This window comes from Methylobacterium sp. 142-1Y (assembly GCF_057747795.1).
In genome coordinates, this window is record NZ_CM173224.1 from 6,076,250 (window position 1) to 6,095,317 (window position 19,068).

Annotated in this window: 19 protein-coding genes; 8 read left to right on the forward strand and 11 right to left on the reverse strand. The window is 71.7% G+C overall.

Going from position 1 to position 19,068, the window contains the following annotated elements:
• The first annotated feature begins 82 nt into the window (after window positions 1-82).
• On the forward strand, window positions 83-463 hold the full coding sequence (locus AC3AOF_RS27825) for a response regulator (protein WP_488347091.1): 381 nt from the start codon (window positions 83-85) through the stop codon (window positions 461-463).
• Window positions 464-472: 9 nt separating this feature from the next.
• Here the strand turns inward: AC3AOF_RS27825 and AC3AOF_RS27830 are convergent, their stop codons facing one another.
• Entirely contained in the window at window positions 473-1,372 is a 900-nt protein-coding gene (locus tag AC3AOF_RS27830; RefSeq protein ID WP_488347092.1) for a LysR substrate-binding domain-containing protein, read from the reverse strand.
• A 111-nt stretch (window positions 1,373-1,483) separates the two neighbouring features.
• Between AC3AOF_RS27830 and AC3AOF_RS27835 the strand changes: the two genes are divergently transcribed.
• A complete protein-coding gene (locus tag AC3AOF_RS27835) occupies window positions 1,484-2,464 on the forward strand; it encodes a quinone oxidoreductase family protein (RefSeq protein ID WP_236987822.1) in 981 nt (326 codons plus the stop codon).
• 213 nt (window positions 2,465-2,677) lie between these two features.
• Here the strand turns inward: AC3AOF_RS27835 and AC3AOF_RS27840 are convergent, their stop codons facing one another.
• Window positions 2,678-3,199, reverse strand: coding sequence for a TspO/MBR family protein (locus AC3AOF_RS27840; protein WP_236987821.1), 522 nt, complete (start codon window positions 3,197-3,199; stop codon window positions 2,678-2,680).
• A gap of 103 nt (window positions 3,200-3,302) precedes the next feature.
• On the opposite strand from AC3AOF_RS27840, the gene AC3AOF_RS27845 reads away from it, so the two are divergent.
• Window positions 3,303-4,457: a trans-sulfuration enzyme family protein gene (locus AC3AOF_RS27845; RefSeq protein WP_236987820.1), complete on the forward strand. Its 1,155-nt coding sequence runs from the start codon at window positions 3,303-3,305 to the stop codon at window positions 4,455-4,457.
• 71 nt (window positions 4,458-4,528) lie between these two features.
• Window positions 4,529-4,993, forward strand: a complete 465-nt coding sequence (locus AC3AOF_RS27850; RefSeq protein ID WP_488347093.1) for a hypothetical protein — start codon at window positions 4,529-4,531, stop codon at window positions 4,991-4,993.
• A 255-nt stretch (window positions 4,994-5,248) separates the two neighbouring features.
• Here the strand turns inward: AC3AOF_RS27850 and mdoH are convergent, their stop codons facing one another.
• Entirely contained in the window at window positions 5,249-7,168 is a 1,920-nt protein-coding gene (mdoH, locus tag AC3AOF_RS27855; protein ID WP_488347094.1) for a glucans biosynthesis glucosyltransferase MdoH, read from the reverse strand.
• A gap of 645 nt (window positions 7,169-7,813) precedes the next feature.
• On the opposite strand from mdoH, the gene AC3AOF_RS27860 reads away from it, so the two are divergent.
• On the forward strand, window positions 7,814-8,893 hold the full coding sequence (locus AC3AOF_RS27860) for a TIGR04295 family B12-binding domain-containing radical SAM protein (protein WP_488347095.1): 1,080 nt from the start codon (window positions 7,814-7,816) through the stop codon (window positions 8,891-8,893).
• Complete coding sequence (locus tag AC3AOF_RS27865; protein WP_488347096.1) at window positions 8,878-10,050, forward strand: glycosyltransferase family 4 protein; 1,173 nt, start codon at window positions 8,878-8,880, stop codon at window positions 10,048-10,050. The genes AC3AOF_RS27860 and AC3AOF_RS27865 overlap by 16 nt, the downstream gene beginning before the upstream one ends.
• A gap of 71 nt (window positions 10,051-10,121) precedes the next feature.
• On the opposite strand, the gene AC3AOF_RS27870 is transcribed toward AC3AOF_RS27865, so the two are convergent.
• Genes AC3AOF_RS27870 through AC3AOF_RS27880 form a run of 3 tightly spaced genes read right to left on the reverse strand, consistent with a single transcriptional unit; the run spans window position 10,122 to window position 13,475 of the window.
• The gene (locus tag AC3AOF_RS27870; RefSeq protein WP_488347097.1) at window positions 10,122-11,252 is read right to left on the reverse strand and encodes a M20/M25/M40 family metallo-hydrolase; all 1,131 of its coding nucleotides are present in this window, start codon (window positions 11,250-11,252) and stop codon (window positions 10,122-10,124) included.
• Between the two features lies 1 nt (window position 11,253).
• Window positions 11,254-12,147, reverse strand: a complete 894-nt coding sequence (locus AC3AOF_RS27875; RefSeq protein WP_488347098.1) for a polysaccharide deacetylase family protein — start codon at window positions 12,145-12,147, stop codon at window positions 11,254-11,256.
• Window positions 12,148-12,161: 14 nt separating this feature from the next.
• The gene (locus AC3AOF_RS27880; protein WP_488347099.1) at window positions 12,162-13,475 is read right to left on the reverse strand and encodes an MFS transporter; all 1,314 of its coding nucleotides are present in this window, start codon (window positions 13,473-13,475) and stop codon (window positions 12,162-12,164) included.
• A 118-nt stretch (window positions 13,476-13,593) separates the two neighbouring features.
• Here AC3AOF_RS27880 and AC3AOF_RS27885 point away from each other — a divergent pair, with 118 nt between their 5' ends.
• Window positions 13,594-14,331 (forward strand): IclR family transcriptional regulator, encoded by a 738-nt coding sequence (locus AC3AOF_RS27885; RefSeq protein ID WP_488347100.1) that lies wholly within the window; start codon window positions 13,594-13,596, stop codon window positions 14,329-14,331.
• 4 nt (window positions 14,332-14,335) lie between these two features.
• Here AC3AOF_RS27885 and AC3AOF_RS27890 read toward each other — a convergent pair whose 3' ends face one another.
• The gene (locus tag AC3AOF_RS27890; RefSeq protein WP_236987811.1) at window positions 14,336-14,479 is read right to left on the reverse strand and encodes a hypothetical protein; all 144 of its coding nucleotides are present in this window, start codon (window positions 14,477-14,479) and stop codon (window positions 14,336-14,338) included.
• A 252-nt stretch (window positions 14,480-14,731) separates the two neighbouring features.
• Here AC3AOF_RS27890 and AC3AOF_RS27895 point away from each other — a divergent pair, with 252 nt between their 5' ends.
• Window positions 14,732-14,995 (forward strand): hypothetical protein, encoded by a 264-nt coding sequence (locus AC3AOF_RS27895; RefSeq protein WP_236987810.1) that lies wholly within the window; start codon window positions 14,732-14,734, stop codon window positions 14,993-14,995.
• A 69-nt stretch (window positions 14,996-15,064) separates the two neighbouring features.
• On the opposite strand, the gene AC3AOF_RS27900 is transcribed toward AC3AOF_RS27895, so the two are convergent.
• The 4 genes from AC3AOF_RS27900 to AC3AOF_RS27915 all read right to left on the reverse strand — a co-directional run bounded on the left by AC3AOF_RS27900 (window position 15,065) and on the right by AC3AOF_RS27915 (window position 18,788).
• Window positions 15,065-16,246, reverse strand: a complete 1,182-nt coding sequence (locus tag AC3AOF_RS27900) for an alpha-hydroxy acid oxidase (RefSeq protein ID WP_488349067.1) — start codon at window positions 16,244-16,246, stop codon at window positions 15,065-15,067.
• Between the two features lie 218 nt (window positions 16,247-16,464).
• Entirely contained in the window at window positions 16,465-18,015 is a 1,551-nt protein-coding gene (locus AC3AOF_RS27905) for a cation:proton antiporter (protein ID WP_488347101.1), read from the reverse strand.
• A gap of 94 nt (window positions 18,016-18,109) precedes the next feature.
• Window positions 18,110-18,325 carry a hypothetical protein gene (locus AC3AOF_RS27910; RefSeq protein WP_236987808.1) on the reverse strand — a complete coding sequence of 72 codons (216 nt, stop codon included), beginning with the start codon at window positions 18,323-18,325 and terminating at the stop codon, window positions 18,110-18,112.
• Window positions 18,326-18,383: 58 nt separating this feature from the next.
• Window positions 18,384-18,788: a flagellar biosynthesis repressor FlbT gene (locus tag AC3AOF_RS27915; RefSeq protein ID WP_236987807.1), complete on the reverse strand. Its 405-nt coding sequence runs from the start codon at window positions 18,786-18,788 to the stop codon at window positions 18,384-18,386.
• Between the last annotated feature and the right edge of the window lie 280 nt (window positions 18,789-19,068).

Here is a 19,068-nt window from a genome sequence, read left to right on the forward strand (position 1 = left end):
GGCGGTGGCTTGACCCGGCAGCGCCGGGCCGATCACATCTGCCGTATCCGCGCGGTTTTTCGGCCCAGAGAGACGAGAGGACATGGCGCGCATCCTGCTGGTCGACGACGAGGAACCGATCCGCGGCTTCCTGAAGCGCGGGCTGGAGATGGACGGCCATACGGTCGTGACGGCGGTCGACGGCAGCGACGGTCTCGACCGCCTGTCCGAGACCGCTTTCGACCTGATGCTGACCGACATCCGCATGCCGCTGATGGACGGGATCGCCCTGGCGCTCGCGGCCAAGCGCGACTACCCGGACCTCACGATCCTGCTGATGACGGGCTTTGCCGACCAGCGCGAGCGCGCCCGCGGCCTCGACGCGATCGTGGCCGACGTGCTGACGAAGCCCTTCACCCTCGCCGACATGCGCGCCACCGTGTCCCGCACCCTGCGCAGCGCCGGGGTGGTGGCGGCGCGCTGACGGGTCTCGTCAACCCGCGGGAGCCGGGCCGGCGAAGTGGGCGAGCGCGAAATCGATGAACGAGCGCAGCTTCGGGGTGATCCGCCGATCGGGTGCGTAGAGCAGGTGCATCGGCCTTGACACGGGCCGGTAGGCCGGCAGCACCCGCACCAGCTGGCCCGCCGCGACGGCGTCCCGCACCAAGGCCGTCGGCTGCAGCAGCAGGCCGAGGCCGGCGAGTGCCGCGGTGAGCAGGGCCTGGCCATTGTTGACCAGGAGCCGGTACGACACCTCGACCGCCTCCGGTCCCCCCGGCCCGGTGAACAGCCACTGATCCCCCGTCGCCATATGGGCGAACCCCAAGCATTCGTGCTGGCGCAGCTCGGCCGGGGCGCGCGGCGCGCCTCGCGCCGCCAGGTAGGACGGCGCGGCGCAAAGCGCGAAATCCATCGGGCGCAAGGGCCGGGCGACCAGACCGTTGTCGACCGGCGAACCGACGCGGAAGACCACCTCGTCGCCTTCCTCGATCAGGTCGATCTTCCGGTCCGAGAGGGTCAGCGCGACATCGACCTTCGGATGGGCCGCCAGATAGGCCGGCAGCACCCGGGCGAGGTCGTAGGCGCCGAAGGTGACCGGGGCATTCACGCGGATCTGGCCCCGCGGCACCGCCTGGCTGCTCGCCGCCAGCGCCTCCACCGCTTCGACCTCGGCCAGGATGACGCGCACCCGCTCGTAGAGCTCGCGCCCCGCCTCGGTCAGGCTCTGCCGGCGCGTCGTGCGGTGGATCAGCCGGACACCGAGATGGTCTTCCAGCAGGCGCACCTGCTTGCCGACCGCCTGCGGCGAGAGCCCGAGGATCTCGCCCGCCGACGAGAACGACCCGGTCTCGACGGCCTTGGCGAAGGCCTCCATGCCCGAGAGACGGTCCATCGATTGCAAACCCGGCGTTTCGAATGTCGAAGGCGGGTCCGGATTTATCACGCCGCCGGCCCGGTCCATACCGGGCGCACGAGTTGGACAGAGCCAGAGAAGAGGCCCGACATGTCGACCCAACGCCGCGTGGTGCTCACCGAGTTCGGCCCGCCGCAGGTCATGACCCTGCAAAGCGGGGATCTGGCCGCGCCCGGCGCCGGCGAGGTGCGGTTGCGCCAGACCGCCATCGGCTTCAACTTCATCGACGTCTACCAGCGCCGAGGCGTCTACCCGCTGGAGCGCCCGACCGGGCTCGGCTTCGAGGCGGCGGGCGTGGTCGAGGCGGTCGGGCCGGAGGTCGCTGAGTTCCAGCCCGGCGACCGGGTGGCCTACATGAATGCCGGGGTCGGCGCCTATGCGGACCGGCGCAACCTGCCGGCGGCGAAGCTCGTGCGGATCCCCGAGGGCATCACCGACGAGGAAGCCGCCGCCCTGCTGTTCAAGGGCATGACGGCGCAGTACCTGCTGCGCAAGACCCATGCGGTGCAGCCGGGCGACCTGCTGCTGGTCCATTCCGCCGCCGGCGGCGTCGGCCAGATCCTGACCCGCTGGGCCACCGCGCTCGGCGCCAGGGTCGTCGGCACCACCGGCTCGCCGGGCAAGCGCGATGCGGCTTTGGCCGCCGGCTGCGCGGCGGTGATCGACCTCACCGATCCCGACTGGCCCGAGGCCTTCCTGAAGGCGACCGGCGGCGCCAAGGCGCGGGTGGTCTACGACGCGGTCGGCAAGGACACGCTGCTGAAGTCCCTCGATTGCGCCGCGCCGTTCGGCCTCGTCGTCTCCTACGGCGCCGCCTCGGGCCCCTCGCCGGCGATCGACCCGGAGCTTCTCAACAAGAAGGGCTGCCTGTTCCTCACCCGCCCCTCCGTCTTCCCGCACAATGCCGACCCGGCCACCTTCCGGGCCAACGCCGCCGACCTGTTCGACGCGATCGCGCGCGGCCACGTCTCGGTCGAGATCGGGGCGCGGTTCGCCCTGGAGAAGGTGGTGGAGGCGCACGAGGCGGCAGAGGCGCGGGCGGTGACGGGCGCGATCGTGTTGGTGCCGTGAGGCACCTCCCCTGTTCGTGACATGAGAAGGGTTCGCTTCTCCTACACACAACCTCATCCTGAGGTGTGGAGCGATCGAAGATCGCGGAGCCTCGAAGGAGGGCTCCAGAAATCTCCGAGCTATCTGGAGCCCTCCTTCGAGGTCAGTCCATCTTCGATGGGCTGACACCTCAGGATGAGGTTGCGGGTAGGACGAACGCGGGTGCCTGCGCCCTCAATTCATCCACCAGATCGCCGCGTTGAGCGCCGTCGCGTAGGCGACCCAGGCGGCGTAGGGGACGAGGACGAGGGCGGCGATCCGGTCGAGTGGGGCGAAGAGCCGGATCGTCCACAGGATCATCACCAGGAGGGCGACCACCACGACGAGGCCGCCGCCGAGATCGTGCCGGGCGAAGAACACCGGCGTCCAGGCACCGTTGAGGGCGAGCTGGACGAAGAACGCCCACAGGGCGAGCGTCCGGGTGCGGCGCAACCCGCCGGTCGCCGGGGCGGTGCCGAGCACGCGCCAGCCCGAGAAGGCGATCAGCGTGTAGAGGATCGTCCAGGCGACCGGAAACAGCCAGTTCGGCGGCGTGAAGCCGGGCTTGGCGAGGCCCGCATACCAGGTCGGGATGTTCGGCGTGGTCGCCAGACTCCCCACCACCGCGACCGCGGCGACGGGCGCGATCGCCGCAAGCAGGCGCGGCACGGGGGAGAGGACGGGTCTGGGATCGGTCAGCGTGGCGGTCGGCGGCATCGTTGGCTCGGGTGCTATACCGGGATGGAGGTTGCGCGCCGGCACCGGTTCTGCAAGGGCGGCGGGGGAGCAAAACAATTCCCCCGCACCCTGGAGTCCCGGCATGAGCCACGCCCCGCGCCACTGGTCGAAGAAGAGCCTCGCCGCGCAGGCGCTCGGCCATGTCGATCCGATCACCAAGGCCGTGGTGCCGCCGATCCATGTCGCCACCACCTACATCCGCGACGAGGACAACCAGTATTCCTCCGGCTACGTCTACGGCCGGCCCGACAACGCCACGGTGCGCGAGGCGGAAGCCGTGATCGCGATGCTGGAGGAGGCGCAGGCCGGCGCGCTCCTGTTCTCCTCCGGCATGGCCGCCGCCACGGCGGTGTTCGGCGCCCTCGATCCGGGCGACCACATCGTGGCGCCGACCGTGATGTACTGGGCCCTGCGCCGCTGGCTCTCAGAGGAGGCGACCCGCTGGGGCCTCAAGGTCGATTTCGTCGCCACCGACGACCTTGCTGCCCTGAAGCAGGCCGTGCGACCCGGGCAGACCAAGCTCGTCTGGCTCGAGACCCCCTCGAACCCGCTCTGGACGATCACCGACATCGCCGCCGCTGCCGAGATCGCGCATGCGGCCGGCGCGCGGCTCGCCGTCGATTCGACCGCGAGTTCCCCGGTGGTGACCCGGCCCCTGTCCTTGGGCGCCGACGTGGTGATGCACGCCGCCACCAAGGTGCTCAACGGCCATTCCGACGTGATCGCAGGTGCCCTTGCCGGGGCGAAGGCGGATGCGTTCTGGGCCCGCATCCAGCGCATCCGCTCCGGCAACGGCGCGATCCTGGGGCCGTTCGAGGCCTACCTCCTGATGCGCGGGATGCGCACGCTGCACGTGCGCATCAATGCCCAGATGGCGAATGCCGGCGACCTCGCCCGGCGGCTCTCGGCCCATCCCGCCGTGGCGCAGGTGCTGTATCCGGGACTGCCCGAGCATCCCGGCCACGCGGTGGCGGCGCGGCAGATGACCGGCGGCTTCGGCACCATGCTGTCGATCCGGGTGGCGGCGGGCGAGGCGGCGGCGATCCGGACGGCGGCCCGGGTGGGTCTGTGGAAGCGCGCCACCTCGCTCGGCGGCGTCGAGAGCCTGATCGAGCACCGCGCCTCGATCGAGGGCCCGGGCACCCCCTGCCCGCCGGACCTGCTGCGCCTCTCCGTCGGCATCGAGGATGCGGACGACCTGTTCGCAGACCTCGATCAGGCCCTGCAACAGGGTTGAGGGAGCCTCCGGCGCGGTTTGCGCGTTGAACCGGCGAAGCTTTTCCTTCTCCGGCTCACGGGAGACCCGCCATGCCCGCCGCCCTGCCCCTCGCGCTCCTCGGTGCGCAGCTCGTTCTCGTCGCGGCGGATGGACCGCCGCGGCTCGACATCTCGGCCACCTGCAACTCGCCCGGCCGCGCCTCGGTCAGCCAGGAGGCCGGCGCCGATGGCTGCCTGCGCTCAGAGCGCTCGGCCGGCGACGAGTTGCGCAAGCGCTGGGGCCAGTTCTCCGGCTCGGCCAAGACGCAGTGCTCGCAGCAATCGACGGCCGGCGGCTTCCCGAGCTACGTCGAGATGCTGACCTGCCTCGAACTCGCCAGCGGCGCCGTGCCGGTGACGAGCCCGACCAACCGCGCCACCGCCGGCCAGGGCAGCCCCGCCACCACCGGCAGCGTCCGCGGCCGCCCGGAGGAGCGCGCCGACAGCCTGACCGCCGAGCCCTCGCCGAGCCAGCGCACCGACCCGCTCAAGGTGCTGGGTAAGCCGGCGAAATGAGACTGTGCTGAGAGCCTGTTCGAGCAGTTGTGCCGATCGATCCGGCGCATACGTTGACATCTCGCTACGTCATCCCGGGACTCGCCGAAGACGAGAACCCGGGATCCATGAACGCCGACGAATCCTGAAAACGCTGACAGCGTTCCGCCTCGTCCCGAAACCTCAGCGTTCATGGATCCCGAGTTCCGCTGCGCGGCCCCGGGATGACATCGCGGGTTTCAATTCAGTCGGCCAACTCAACCGGGCTCATGGTTCTTAGCGTGGCGGCGACGCCTTCGCATCATCCGTCGCGGTCGCGAGCCAGACCGGCGCCTCGCCGCGACCCGGGTGCGCCCGTGCGGCGCCTTGCGGCGCGGCGCGGGCGATCATGAGGTCGCGCAGCTCCGGGGCCTGGGCGGTGTCGTCGATGGTGAGAAACAGGCCGCGGCGGCGCGCCGCCTGGCCGAGATCGGCGCGGCTGGTCAGCACGCTGAGCGCGGGGCTCGCCAGCAAGGCGAGGACCAGCGGCGCCATCCACAGTGCCAGCCACGGATCGGCGGCATAGGCGAGCGCCGCCGCGAGCACGCCGCCCGCCACCAGAGAATCGGCCTGGAGCCGGCAGGCCTCGGACCACGGCACCCGGCGGTCGTCGCGGACCTGGGTGTCCCAGCGCACCACCCGTCCGGCGAAGGTCGTCGCGACCGCGCCGGCATTGAACAGGGTCATGACCGGCCAGAGCAGCACCCAAAGGGCCTGTTCGAGGGCGGCGCTGACGAGCAGGCGGCGCGTGCCCCCGAAGGCGGCGCGGCGCTCCGGCGAGAGCAGGACGTGGCCGAGGCTGAGGAGCTTCGGCAGGGCCAGGACGGCGAGGCTCAAGGAGGCCAGGATGACTGACGCCGGCCCCTCGCCGGTGAGGCCGTAGGCGATGAGCCCGAGATCGCCGCTGCGGATCGCCTGCCAGGTTCCCAGGCCTAAGAAGGCGACCCAGACCGGCGAGGCGAGGTAGGACAGGATGCCGGCGCCGAGATGCCAGCGGCTGCCGGCGGTGAGGCCAGCTGAGCGGATGATGCCGAGATGCTGGAGGTTGCCCTGGCACCAGCGCCGCTCGCGGCCGAGCAGGTCGATGAGGTTGGTGGGCATCTCCTCCCAGGTGCCGGGCTCCTCCGGCAGCAGGCGCAGCTCCCAGCCGGCCCGGCGCAGGAACGCGCCCTCGACCGTGTCGTGGCACAGGATCTCGCCGCCGAGCGGCGCGCGGCCCGGCAGCACCGGCAATTCGGCATTGGCCGCGAAGGCCGCGATGCGCAGGATGGCGTTGTGGCCCCAATAGCCCCCATCCGGCCCCTGCCAGGTCTCCAGCGCCCGGATCGAGAGCGGGGCGTAGAGCCGCACGGCGAATTGCTGGATGCGGGCGAACAGGGTGTCGCGCCCGGCGGCGTAGCTGACGGTCTGGATCAGGCCGGTGCGGGGATTCTCCTCCATCAGCCGCACCAGGCGGCGCATGGCGGCACCGGTCATCAGGCTGTCGGCGTCGAGCACGATCATGAAGTCGTAATCACCGCCGTAAGTCCGGCAGAACTCGCCGACATTGCCGGCCTTGCGGCCGCTATTCTCCTGGCGGCGGCGGTAGCGGATCGCCGGGAGGCCGGGTCCGGCGGTCTGGCGCCACGCCTGGATCCGGGCGAACTCGCGCTCCTCGGCCGCCGCGATCTCCGGGTCGCGCGTGTCGCTGAGGACGAAGATGTCGAGGTCGCGCCCGTCGCCGCCGGTGCGGGCGAGCGACCGGGCCATCACCCGGATCGCCGCGAACACCGCCGCCGCGTCCTCGGCGTGGATCGCCACCACGGCCGCGGTGCGGCTGCGGCCGCTCGCCTGCGGGGCGATCTCGGCGGCCTGCCGCTCCACCCGCGACATCACCCGCGTCCCGAGACCGGCGGCAACGGCGCCGTAGAGATACGTCCAGGCGATGTAGGATTGCCAGGCCATCGCCAGGCAGAACAGGATCAGCACCGCGCCTTCGAGCGGCCCGTCCGGCACGCCGGTGCCGGCGAGGGCGGCGAGCGCGAGGGCGAGGGCCGTCGCCACCGTCGGCAGGAACAGGGCCAGCCGGCGCCGACGCAAGTCGGCGGTCTCACGGGGGCAAGGGTCCGCGCCGGGCGCAGCCGGCGCCGCATCGTGCGACGGGGGAACGAGGGGCATGGAGGGTCGCGTGAACTCGGTGGAGGGGGCCGGAGCGGGACTCCGGAAGACGCGCCGTGGCTGCGCTATCCCGCTGGCATCGCTTGGATCGTTCTTGTGGATCAATCGGGCTGAATGACGCCAGAACGATGACACATGTTCGCGGCACTCTCGCCCGGTAGAGACAGCCTGGGCGTCTGCGCCGGCGCCGGTCGGCAACTCGAGGAGCGTGACGCGCGCCGCAGGGAGGCCATACCCTCGACCTGGGTTTCCTCGATCCGGGATTCGAGGACCGGCGCGCCGGCGACCGGCACTGCTACGTCTCCGATACTCGCCGCGCTGCCGCCGATCTCGGGCTGCCCCGGCCGCTGCCCTCGCGGTGGGGCCTCACGCGTTTGGCCGCCTGGCTCGCCGGAAGCCGGGGCCTGCGGACGGCCGTGCCAGCCTGAGACACGCGCGAAACGCGTTTCGGTTCCAGCTCGGGGCCTGCGGCTGCGGCATGGTCGGCCCCATGCCATGCGCCGGCTGCATGGCGGACGCCTCATCGGTATCAATCGCTTAACCGCATTCGGGCGAAAAGCCCTTGTCGTCCGGAGCGGACCCGCCACTTCGCACATAGTCGCCACCAGTATCTGCGATGCCCGTTTCCGGTCCAGGACAGCCGCTTTGAGAATCGCCCTCGTCAACCCGACCTGGAGCTTCGAGAACAGCACCGATTGCGGGTGTCGTTCGCTGCGCCTCCCCCTGGATCTCGGGGCCTGCAAGGTGCTGCTGGAGCGGGCCGGCCACGACGTGCTGATGCCGGACGGCGCCCTCGACGGTCTCTCGCTCGAAGGCCTCGCCGACCGGGTGGCGGACTTCGCCCCCGCCATGACGGTGGTGACCACCGCCTCGACCTCCCTGTTCCGGCGCTGCGCCCAGCCGGAATCGCGGGTCCCCCGCGCCTTCCTCGACGCGCTCGCCGGCCGCGGCGGCCGCACCGTGGCGGTCGGCCCGCACGGCTCGGTCACCCCGGCGACGACGCTTGGCAAGCTCGGCTTCGATCGGGCGCCGGAGGGGCCGGGCGCCGAGGTCGAGGTCTCGCGCGGCCGCCCTTATTCCTGCACCTTTTGCGCCGAGATCGACTTCCGGGACAAATACCGGCGGCGCGCGCTGCCGGCCATCCTGGAGGAGGTCGACCGGTTGATCGCGCAAGGGCTGAGCGACCTCTCCTTCATCGACGAGATCTTCCTGCCCCGAAGAGCCCTGCCGGAGGCGCTCGCAGCCCGCGCGGTGGAGTTCGGGGTGCGGACGCGGATCGACCTGTGGAAGCCCGGCATGCTCGACCTGCTGGGCGCTGCCGGCTGCGTCTCGATCGAGGCCGGCGTCGAGGGCCGGATGGAAGGCGGCCGCGCGATGCGCGACAAGACCTGCAGCGCCTCGACCGACGACCTCGCCTTGCGCCTGGTCCATGCCCGCCGCTCGGTGCCCTTCGTGCAGGCAAACCCGATCAAGGTCGCGGGCGACGACCCCGAGACGGTCGCGGCCCGGCGCGACCGCCGGCGCGCCGCCGGCATCCGGGCCAACGATCCCGTGCCGCTCTCCCCGTCCTCGCCCGACTACCGCCGCCTCTGGGGCGAGCCGGACGGCGAGGCCTGGGAGCGGGCACGCGCCCATGACCTCGGCCAGTTCGACCGCTTCGGCGACGGTCAAGAAGAACGGCCGGCCCCGTTGCGCGAGTTGGAGGCGGCATGCTGCCCAGCCTGACGGTCCCGGCCGGACGCCCCCTCACCTATCGGGGGGCGCCGGCCCTCAACCTGTTCATGACCGTCGATGCGGTCGGTGGAATCTGGCAATACGGGCTCGACCTCGCCGAGGAGCTGACGCGCCAGGGCGTCGGCGTGACCCTGGCGGTGCTCGGCCCCGAGCCGAGCCAGGACCAGCTCCGCGCCGCCCGTGCCATCCGCGGCCTCGCCCTGTGCCCGCTGGGCGCCAGCCTCGACTGGACAGCGCTGACCCGCCGCGAGGTCGAGGCGGCCGCCACCCTGGTCGCCCGCGAGGCCGAGCGGGCCGGCGCCGACCTGATCCACCTCAACAGCCCGGCGCTGGCCGCCATCACCGATTTCTGCGCCCCCGTCATCGCGGTCGCGCATTCCTGCGTGGCGACCTGGTGGGCGGCGATGCGCCCCGGCCCCCTGCCCCCCGACCTCGCCTGGCGGGCGAGCCTGGTGGCGGAGGGCTACCGGCGGGTCGACATGCTGCTCAGCCCGACCCGCGCCTTCGCGGAAGCCACCGCCGCGACCTACGGCATCGCCCCGCCCCGGGTGGTGCCGAACGGCCGGCGCAAGCCCGCCGACCGCGGCCAGCGCAGCCCGGCAGGCGCCGCCGCCTCGCCCTTCGCCTTCACCGCCGGCCGGCTCTGGGACGAGGGCAAGAACGCCCGCACCCTCGACCGGGCCGCTGCCCGGATGCAGCTGCCGCTGCTCGCCGCCGGCGACCTCAAGGGCCCGAACGCGGCGCAGTTCTCGCCCGAGCACCTGCGCCCCCTCGGTCGGCTCAGCGACCAGGACGTGGCGCGCTGGCTCGCCGGCGCCCCGATCTACGCTTCCGCCGCCCGCTACGAGCCCTTCGGCCTCGGCGTGCTGGAGGCCGCGAGCGCCGGTTGTGCCCTGGTGCTCTCCGACATCCCGACCTTCCGCGAATTGTGGGACGAGGCCGCGATCTTCATCGCGCCCGACGACGAGGCCGGCTTCGCCCACGCCATCGAGATGGTGGCGGGCGACCCCGCGATCCGCGCGCGACTCGGCGCCGAGGCGCGGTCCCGGGCCGAGGCCTACACGGTCGAGGCGATGACGGCGGGCGTCCTCGACGCCTACCGGGCGGTGCTGGAGGCCCCGCCCCTGCGGGCCGGGGTTCCGGGTTGAGGATCGTGTCGCGTGCCCGCGCTCGTGCTGGAACCACGGCCACGCGGTCGCGGCACCCGAGCCGCAAGCGCTCACGCCGTCCCACCGACCCGCACCAGCAGGTTCGCCATCACGCCGATCCGCGGCCCCAGGCTCGCGAGATCCAGATGCTCGTCATGGGCGTGGAGCCCCGCGCCGCAGGGACCGAGCCCGTCGAGGGTCGGCACGCCGAGGGCGCCGGTGAAGTTCCCGTCCGAGCCGCCGCCCGACACCTCCGGCGAGACGACGACCCCGAGCGCCGCCGCCACCGCCTGCGCCGCCTCGTAGAGCGCCCGGTCCCCCGTCCCGGTGCGCCAGAGCGGGCGCTCGCTCGCGAGGTCGATCGCCAGCCGCTCATCCGCCTCCGCGGCGACGATCCCGGCGATCTCCGCGCGCCGCGCGTCGTCGGCGGCAACGCATAGCATCTCGGCCGAGGCGTGCTCGGGCACGCAATTGACCCACGTGCCCCCGCCGATCACCCCGACGCCGAGGCTCGCGCCCGGCACGCTCCGGCTCTCTAGGGCGACGATCGCGCGGGCGAGCCGGTGGATCGCGGAATCTCCCTTCGCGGGGTCGCGGCCGGCATGGGCGGGCCGGCCGGTCGCCGACAGCGCGTAGCGCAGGATCGCGTGGCGGCCGACGACGAGGCCGCCATTGTCGCGGGCGGGCTCCGGCACCAGGACGCAGGCCGCCGCCTTCGCCCGCGCCTCGATCAGCCCGCGGGAGCGGGGCGAGCCGATCTCCTCGTCGGAGGTGATCAGGATCTCGACCGGCCGGGCGAGATGCGGGCCGGACCGGCGGAGCGCCTCCAGAGCCAGCACGATCCCGCCCTTCATGTCGAGGATGCCGGGCCCGAAGGCACGGCTCCCCTCGATCCGCCACGGATTGGCGGCGAGCTCGCCGACCGGGTGGACGGTGTCGAGATGGCCGAGGATCAGGATCGGCGGGCCGGTCAGCGCCCCGCCCCGATCGTACCTGGCCCGGACGGCCCCGGCGGCGTCGAGATCGGGGGCGGGGTCCGACACCGCGAGGCCGTCCGCCGCCAGTTCCGCCCGCATCAGGGCGAGCCCGGCGGCAAGCGCGTCGGGGGCGTAGCTCGGCGTCTCGCACAGGACGAGGCGCCGCAGGCGGTCGAGGGCGGGCGCGAGGTCCGCCGGGCCCGGAATCAGAGGAACCTGGGGCACGTCACAACGCCGTCGCCGCGTGGGCGGCGATGTCGGCATGGGTGGCGAACCACACGTCGCCCTTCGCCTTGGCGGCGCGGATCAGTTCCTCGACGATCCACAGGCGCGAGCGGTAGCCGATGATGTGCGGGTGCATGGTGAGCTGGAACAGCCCGCCCTCGCGATAGGCGCCCTCGAACTCGCGCATGAAGATCGCGAGCACGTCCTCGGGCCCGATATGCGGGCGCAAGCCCTCGAACCGGCTCATCATGAAGTAGGGCGCGTCGTCCCGGATCCATTCGACCGGAATCTCGACCACCCCGGTCGGCTCGCCGTCCTCAAGGAGTTCGTAGCAGGAATCGTCGGCCATCAGCGACGAATCGTAGCGCAGACCCATCTCGCGGATGATCGCCAAGGTCGCGTCCGAATAGTCCCAGGACGGGGTGCGCAGGCCCACCGGGCGCGTGCCCGTGATCGCCTCCAGGGCGTCGGCGCTGCGCAGCATCAGGTCGCGCTCGGCCTCCCGCGGCAGCACCGAGTTCAGCTCATGGATCCAGCCGTGGATGCCGATCTCGTGGCCGGCCGCCACCACGGCGCGCTGCTCGTCGGGATAGAGCATCGCCACCACCGCCGGCACGTAGAAGCTCGCCGGGACATCATGCTCGGAGAGGAGCTTCAGGATGCGCGGCATGCCCTGGCGGTTGCCGTACTGGCCCCAGGAGAGCCGCCCGAGCGACTTGCCGCCGTCGCGCAACTCGTTGGTCTCGTGGTCGACGTCGAAGGACAGGGCGACCGCGCACCGCTTGGCCCCGGGCCAGGCCGGGGCCAGGGTGCGGCCGGCCCGGACCTTGTTCACGCGCTGGCGCCAGTGGCTCTCGGGCCATTGCCACGGCTTGAGGGCGGCGGGGTCGGTCATGGGGGGCACTCCGATCAGGCGAGCCGGGCCTTGCCGGTCTCCGGCATCCGCACGAGGACGGCGAGCGTGACCGCCGCCATCGGGATCAGGTAGGCGACGCTCGGCGCCAGCGCCGAGCCGGTCGCGGCGATGAGCCAGGTGGCGACGAAGGGCGCGAAGCCCCCGAACACCGCGACCGCGAGCGTGTAGCCGATCGACATCCAGGTCGAGCGCAGGTGGCTCGGAAACATCTCCGAGATCGCCGCCGGGCCGGGGCCGGAATAGAGCGCGACGATGATGCCGAACACGACCTGGATCGCCACCACGGTGGCAAAGCCCGCCCCGTCGGCGACGATCCGGAACAGCGGGTAGGACAGGAGGATCGCCGCGACCGCGCTGGCGATCAGGAGCGGCTTGCGGCCGATCCGATCCGAGAGATGGCCGAAGACCGGAACGGTCAGCACCATCGCCACGAGCCCGATCGTGTTCGACCACAGGGCCTGCGAGGCGGAGAGCGCGCCGTATTTCTGCGTGAAGGTCGGCATGTAGGACAGCAGCATGTAGTACGACACGGTCCAGAAGATCGTGAAGCCGAAGGCGCGCAGCCCCAAGCGCGGGCCGCTCTCGCCCGCGGGCGGCACCGCGGCGGCCTTGCCGTGCTGGACCTTCGCCTCGAAGACCGGGGTCTCGTCGACGCTGCGGCGGATCAGGATGCCGACGACGAGGAGCGAGGCGCCCAGCAGGAACGGGATGCGCCAGCCCCAGGCCAGCATCGCCTCGGGGCTGAGGAGCGAGGTCAGCAGGGCCGCGACGCCGGACCCGAGCAGGATGCCGGAGGCGGTGCTGACCTGCTGGAACGAGCCGAACAGCCCGCGCCGCCCTTCCGGCGCCCATTCGATGATGAAGGCCGTGGAGGCGCCCCACTCCCCGCCGGCCGCGATGCCCTGGAGGATGCGCAAGGTCACCAGCAGGGCCGGCGCCGCGATCCCGATCCGGGCGTAGGTCGGCAGCAGGCCCAGCCCGATCGTGCCGAGCGCCATCATCAGCAGGGTCAGCACCAGCGCGACCTTGCGCCCGCGCCGGTCGCCGAGGCGCCCGATCACCGCGCCGCCGAAGGGCCGGGCCAGGAAGCCGACGCCGTAGGCCGCGAAGGTCGCGAGCAGCGAGGCGGTGGGGTCGCTCGAGGGGAAGAACGCCGCCGAGATCGACCCGGCCAGGAAGGCGTAGACCCCGAAATCATACCATTCGAGCATGTTGCCGATGCAGGCGGCGGCGATCGCCTTGCGCGCCCGGGGGTCGAGGCTCGGCCGGGATCGACGGGCCTCCCTCGTCGCGACCGTGCCGTCCATGCCGAACTCCGCTCGTCTGTATTGCCATGCAATACGCTGCATTGCATGATATGCTGGTTCAGGAGACGAGGCGATGTCAACGGACGCGAGCGGCGAAACCGCGCGAAGCCGGCTCTTTGTGCAATCCGTCGAAAAATGCTTCGCCGTACTCGAAGCGTTCCAGGGCGCCCGCTATCTGTCCTTGCAGGAGATCAGCCAGCGTTGCGGCCACGACAAGAGCACGTGCCAGCGCATGGCCCACACGCTGGCGCAGCTCGGCTATCTCGACCAATGCGAGACGACCCGGCGCTATGCGCTTGCCGACCGGGTGCTCGATCTGAGCTATCACCTGCTGCGCAACCACCCGCTGATCGAGCGGGCGACCCCGATCCTGATGGACCTGCGCCGGGCCTGCGACGCGCGGGTCGACCTGAGCTTCTTCTCGCGGGCATCGCTGGTCTATGCGCTGCGGCTGCAGGCGCGGGCCGAGCCCTATTACACCAACCTGGTCGGGCGCCGGATTCCGCTCTTCTGCAGTGCCGGCGGTCGCGCGGTGCTGGCGGCCCTCGCGGAGCCGGAGGCCCGCGCCCTGGTGGAGGCGGAGGATCGCCGGCCGCTGACCCGGTTCACCCGCACGGAGGCCGAGGCGGTGATGGAGGCGGTGGCGGTGGCCAGGCGCGACGGCTACGCGGTCGCCGCCCACGAGGTGATCGAGGACGAGGTCGTGGTCGCGGTGGCGCTCCTCGACGGAGCCCGCCGGCCGTTCGGCGCCCTGCATGTCGCCGGCGAGGCCGGACGCTGGAGCGATCCGGAGGCCGTCGCCCGGGCCCTGCCGGGGCTGATGCGTGCCGCCGCCCTGGTGAGCGGCGCGGCGTGAGACTTCAGTACCGCACGAACTCGCCGAGACGGCCGGCGAGGCGATAGGCCCGCTCGCGGGTGAGGCCGCGCAGGATCACCCGGGCATCGCTGTAGAGGGTGAAGGTGCCGTCCGCGTCGGCCTGGATCCGGATGCCCTCGTGCTGCATGGCCTGCCCCCTCCCCTGTCGTTGCGTCACCGCTGCGGGGCGCGAGGGAAAACGCGCGGGGGCGCCGAAGGGTACGGCGCCGGCTCACATTTTTTAAACCATCGCTCGCACGAAAAATGATCGTGTCGCCGGAACCTATGCCGTTGGATGAACCTTTCTCGTGACCCGCCCCGAGCGGGAAAAGCCTCCCGCTCCGGCGGGCCGGTCCGCGCCCTCGAGGGCTTGAGGGCCGCGCAAGAGGAGACACCAAAGATGAAGAAGCTGACTCTGGGCCTCGCGGCAGCCGCCGTTCTCGGAACGCTCTCCTTCGGCGTCGGCGCGGCCTCCGCCGCCCCGGCGAGCCCGGCCGGCATCCAGGCCGCTCCCATGGTGGAGACGGTGCAGATGACCCGCGGCGAGCGCCGGATGATGCGCCACCACCGCATGCACCGGCACATGATGCATCGCCGCCACATGATGCACCGGCGGCACATGATGCGTCACCGCATGATGCACCGCCACATGCACCGCATGTAAGGGTTTTCGCTCCGCCCGGCCCTGTCGTCCCGCGGCCGGGCGGAGCCTTCCTTCGTCAGATGTCTCGCGTCAGAACGGCCGGTTCGTCGGAGCCGGCTGACCCGCCAGGATCCGCTCGTCGACCTGGCGCACGTCCCGCAGGCCGCACATCGCCATCGTGACGTCGAGTTCCTTGCGGATGATGTCGAGGCACTGGGTCACGCCCGCCTCGCCGCCGGCCCCGAGCCCGTACAGGAAGGCCCGGCCAATGAAGACGCCGTGCGCCCCGAGCGCCAGCGCCTTGATCACGTCCTGGCCCGAGCGGATGCCGCCATCCATCAGGACCTCGATCCGGTCGCCCACCGTCCGGACGATCTCGGGCAGGGCGGCGATCGACGAGATCGCGCCGTCGAGCTGGCGCCCGCCGTGGTTGGAGACGATCATCGCCTCGGCGCCGCTCTGCGCCGCCAGTTCCGCATCCTCGGGATCGAGGATCCCCTTCAGGATCAGCTTGCCGCCCCAGCGGTCGCGGATGCGCGTGACGTCGTCCCAGTTGAGGCGCGGGTCGAACTGCTCGGCGGTCCAGGACGAGAGCGAGCGCAGGTCCCCCACCCCTTGCGCGTGCCCGACGATGTTGCGGAAGGTGCGGCGCTGCGTGCGCAGCATGTTCAGGCACCAGCGCGGCTTCGTCGCCAGGTTGACGATGTTGGGGATCGTCATCCGGGGCGGGGTCGAGAGGCCGTTCTTCACGTCCTTGTGGCGCTGGCCCAGGATCTGGAGGTCGAGGGTGAGCACGAGCGCCGAGCATTGCGCCGCCTTGGCGCGGTCGATCAGCCGGTCGATGAAGTCCCGGTCGCGCATCACGTAGAGCTGGAACCAGAACGGCGCATCGGTGTTCTCGGCCACGTCCTCGATCGAGCAGATGCTCATGGTCGAGAGCGTGAACGGCACGCCGGCCTTGGCGGCGGCACGCGCGGCCAGGATCTCGCCGTCGGCATGCTGCATGCCCGTCAGCCCGGTCGGCGCCAGCGCCACCGGCATGCTCACCGGCAGGCCGACCATGGTGCTGGCGAGCGTGCGGTTCGTCATGTCGACGGCGACGCGCTGGCGCAGCTTGATCTTGGAAAAATCGTCCTCGTTCGCCCGGTAGGTGCCCTCCGTGTACGAGCCGGAATCGGCGTAGTCGTAGAACATCCGCGGCACCCGCCGCTCGGCGAGCACGCGCAGGTCCTCGATGCAGGTGACGGGGCCGCTCGTGAAGAACCGCGACATCCAGGATGGCGGCCGCGACGAGGGCATTCGGGTGGCGTGCATGGCGTCTCGCTCGTTTGACGTCTCTTCTCGCCCTGCGCGGGGAACAGCCTTGGCGGGGACGGCCCTCTGGCCCGGCGCGCAGGTTTTTGGTCTCAAGCCCGCCCGGGATACAATCAACCGTTCGGGTCTGACCATCGTTTTCGCCGTGCGCCCGGCGCGGCCCGGCACCGCGTGGATCAAGGGGCGACCTCCTCCCGCGGCGTCGCGCTGAGCTCGGTCCAGTCCAGCTCCTCCTCGAGGCGCAAGTAAGCGTCGTCGCCGATCTCGTCGCGCTCGCGCAAGGACAGGATGACCGCGCGGGCGGCCTCGACGGCGCGGCGGCGCAAGCGGTCGGCCGGCAGGCTCTCCGGGGCGAGGCCCTCGTCATGGTCCTCCGCCTCGCTGAGCGCTGCGTCGAATTCCCGCCGCAGGGCCTCGGCATGGGGCGAGGTCTCGTCGGCCAGGCTGTCGCGGGCCGCCCGGTAGGCCGCGGCGCGGGCCCGGCCGATCTCGATCCCGACCGGATCGTCGTCGCCGAGCGAGAACCAGGCCAGCAGCGGGCGCAAGGTCAGGCCCTGGATCACCAGGGTGCCGAGCACGACGCAGAACGCCGTCAGCACCACGAGATCGCGATGCGGGAAGTCGCCCGGCAGCGCCAGCGCCAGCGCGATGGTGACGACACCGCGCATCCCGCACCACGCCACCGTCGTGCCCGAGCGCAGGCCGATCGGCGCCGGCCCGACCGGACCGAACAGGCGGTGCCAGAGCCGGGCGACGGCCCGGGCACCGAGCACCCAGGCGAGCCGCACCACCACCGTGGTGGCGAACACCGCCGCGGCGACGACCGCCGTGTGGCGGCGCTCCTCCGGGCTCAACCCCTCGAGGATCGGGCCGATCTGGAGGCCGATCAGCACGAAGGCCAGCACGTTGAGCACGAACACCGCCGTCTCCCAGACGGTGTTGGAGGTGACGCGCAGATGCGCCGGCATGGTCTGGGGCGAGAGCCGCGAGACGGTGAGCCCGAAGCTCACCACCGTCAGCACGCCCGAGACCTCGACCCGCTCGGCGGCAAGCCAGAGGCCGAAGGTGGCGACGAACTGGAGCACGACGGCGCTCGGCGGATCGGTGACCCGGCGCATCAGCCGGACGTAGAGCATCGCCAGGACCGGCCCGGCGACCAGTCCCCCGACGACGCCGATCAGGAAGGTCGGGGCGACCTCGGCGACCGAGAACGAGCCCGTCGCCACCGCCCCTAAAGCGAGGCGGTAGATCAGCAGCGACGAGGCGTCGTTGAACAGGCTCTCGCCCTTGAGAATGGTGACGAGGCGGTGCGGCAGCCGGAGATGGGCCAGCACCGAGAGCGCCGCCACCGCGTCCGGCGGCGCCACGATGGCACCGAGCACGATGCCGGCGGCGAGCGGCAGGTCGGGCACGAGCCAGCGCGCCACCAGCGCCACCGCGACCGTCGTGACCCCGACCGCCCCGACGACGAGGCCGGCGATCGGCATCCAGTTGCGCTTGAGGTCGCGCAGGCTGGTGTCATAGGCCGCGTCGAGCAGGACCGGGGCGAGGAAGAGCGCCAGCGCCAGGTCGGGATCGAGGCCGGGACGCGGCACCTGCGGCACGAAGGCCAGCACCACCCCGCCGATGGCGAGGAAAGCCGGGAACGGCGCCCCCAGGCGCCGCGCCACCCCGGCGAGCAGGACCGCGACGACGAGCACGCCGGCGATCCATTCGAAGATCAGCATCACCCCTCCAGTCTGAAGGAGGGCAACGCGCGCGGGGCTGGGAAGGTTTGGGGGCGATGACGTCGCTGGGCGCGATGAGCGGCACCCGGAGCGCTCAAGATCGCGGCAGGGCGGCCTGCAATTCGGCGATCTGGTTGGGCCGCAGGATGTGCCCGTCGGCGAGCACGATCCACACCACGCCGCCCTCGATCCGGCCGGCTTCCGCCACGGCCTCGCGCAAGGTGACGGTGGGTCTCTCGGCCGTGTCGTCGCCCGGCCAGACGACGAGCTGCGCGGGGGTGCTCCAGTCGATGCGGGTGCGGTCGCTCATGGCCGCGTCATCACACCCCATTGCGGCCGGGCCGGGGCGAATTCGTTGCGAGGGCGTGTCAGGCGGCGTTGGTGGCGCCGGCGAGCCGCTCCATCAGGCTGCGCTCGTAGGCGACGAGTTCGCGGCCGACCTTGAGCGCGCGGTGATACTGCTTGTTCGCGAGCTCGTCCTGGATCGCCACCAGGTAGGGCGCGCTCGTCGGCATGCCGCGCAGGATCTCCATCGATTGCCGCACCAGCAGGTCGTCGGCCTCCATCGGATGATCGGCGAGGTAGATCAGCTGGAGCGTGACGCACAGGCGCTTGCAGGCGGTGTCGGCCCCGCTCTCCGGGATGATCTCGCTCTCGCGCAGGAACTTGCAGGTGTTCTCGATCAGCAGGTTGGTCGAGCGCTCGCCGTTGCGGAGCGCAGCACCATTGATGATCAGGCGCTCGAACGGCTTCAGGTGGATGCGCAGGGGCATGGGCGTCTGTCCGTATGATCTTGGGCGAAGGGTGCGCCTTTACGAGTTGGGTTGCATCCGGTCCGTCACCCCGACGGGCCGGCGGAGGACCGCGCCGCCCCCCGCCGCCCGTCCCGCTCCGACGCCTCGCCGGGGCACGCGGGCGGCACGACCGGCGCCGCCCCATCCGGAGATGGAAGCGACCGGCGGGCCTGCCCCCGAGGCGGGGCGTAAGGGAGGGAATGGGTGAACATGGGCCCGACGCTAGGGCGCGGACGATTAAGAATTCACTGTAGCGACG

Coding starts and splice junctions, on each gene's coding strand:
- AC3AOF_RS27835 (WP_236987822.1), top strand. CDS start 1,484: ATGTCGACCCAACGCCGCGTGGTGCTCACCGAGTTCGGCCCGCCGCAG.
- AC3AOF_RS27890 (WP_236987811.1), bottom strand. CDS start 14,479: ATGCAGCACGAGGGCATCCGGATCCAGGCCGACGCGGACGGCACCTTC.
- AC3AOF_RS27830 (WP_488347092.1), bottom strand. CDS start 1,372: ATGGACCGTCTCTCGGGCATGGAGGCCTTCGCCAAGGCCGTCGAGACC.
- AC3AOF_RS27840 (WP_236987821.1), bottom strand. CDS start 3,199: ATGCCGCCGACCGCCACGCTGACCGATCCCAGACCCGTCCTCTCCCCC.
- AC3AOF_RS27850 (WP_488347093.1), top strand. CDS start 4,529: ATGCCCGCCGCCCTGCCCCTCGCGCTCCTCGGTGCGCAGCTCGTTCTC.
- AC3AOF_RS27910 (WP_236987808.1), bottom strand. CDS start 18,325: ATGAGCGACCGCACCCGCATCGACTGGAGCACCCCCGCGCAGCTCGTC.
- AC3AOF_RS27895 (WP_236987810.1), top strand. CDS start 14,732: ATGAAGAAGCTGACTCTGGGCCTCGCGGCAGCCGCCGTTCTCGGAACG.
- AC3AOF_RS27900 (WP_488349067.1), bottom strand. CDS start 16,246: ATGTCGCGGTTCTTCACGAGCGGCCCCGTCACCTGCATCGAGGACCTG.
- AC3AOF_RS27905 (WP_488347101.1), bottom strand. CDS start 18,015: ATGCTGATCTTCGAATGGATCGCCGGCGTGCTCGTCGTCGCGGTCCTG.
- AC3AOF_RS27825 (WP_488347091.1), top strand. CDS start 83: ATGGCGCGCATCCTGCTGGTCGACGACGAGGAACCGATCCGCGGCTTC.
- AC3AOF_RS27865 (WP_488347096.1), top strand. CDS start 8,878: ATGCTGCCCAGCCTGACGGTCCCGGCCGGACGCCCCCTCACCTATCGG.
- AC3AOF_RS27880 (WP_488347099.1), bottom strand. CDS start 13,475: ATGGACGGCACGGTCGCGACGAGGGAGGCCCGTCGATCCCGGCCGAGC.
- mdoH (WP_488347094.1), bottom strand. CDS start 7,168: ATGCCCCTCGTTCCCCCGTCGCACGATGCGGCGCCGGCTGCGCCCGGC.
- AC3AOF_RS27875 (WP_488347098.1), bottom strand. CDS start 12,147: ATGACCGACCCCGCCGCCCTCAAGCCGTGGCAATGGCCCGAGAGCCAC.
- AC3AOF_RS27915 (WP_236987807.1), bottom strand. CDS start 18,788: ATGCCCCTGCGCATCCACCTGAAGCCGTTCGAGCGCCTGATCATCAAT.
- AC3AOF_RS27845 (WP_236987820.1), top strand. CDS start 3,303: ATGAGCCACGCCCCGCGCCACTGGTCGAAGAAGAGCCTCGCCGCGCAG.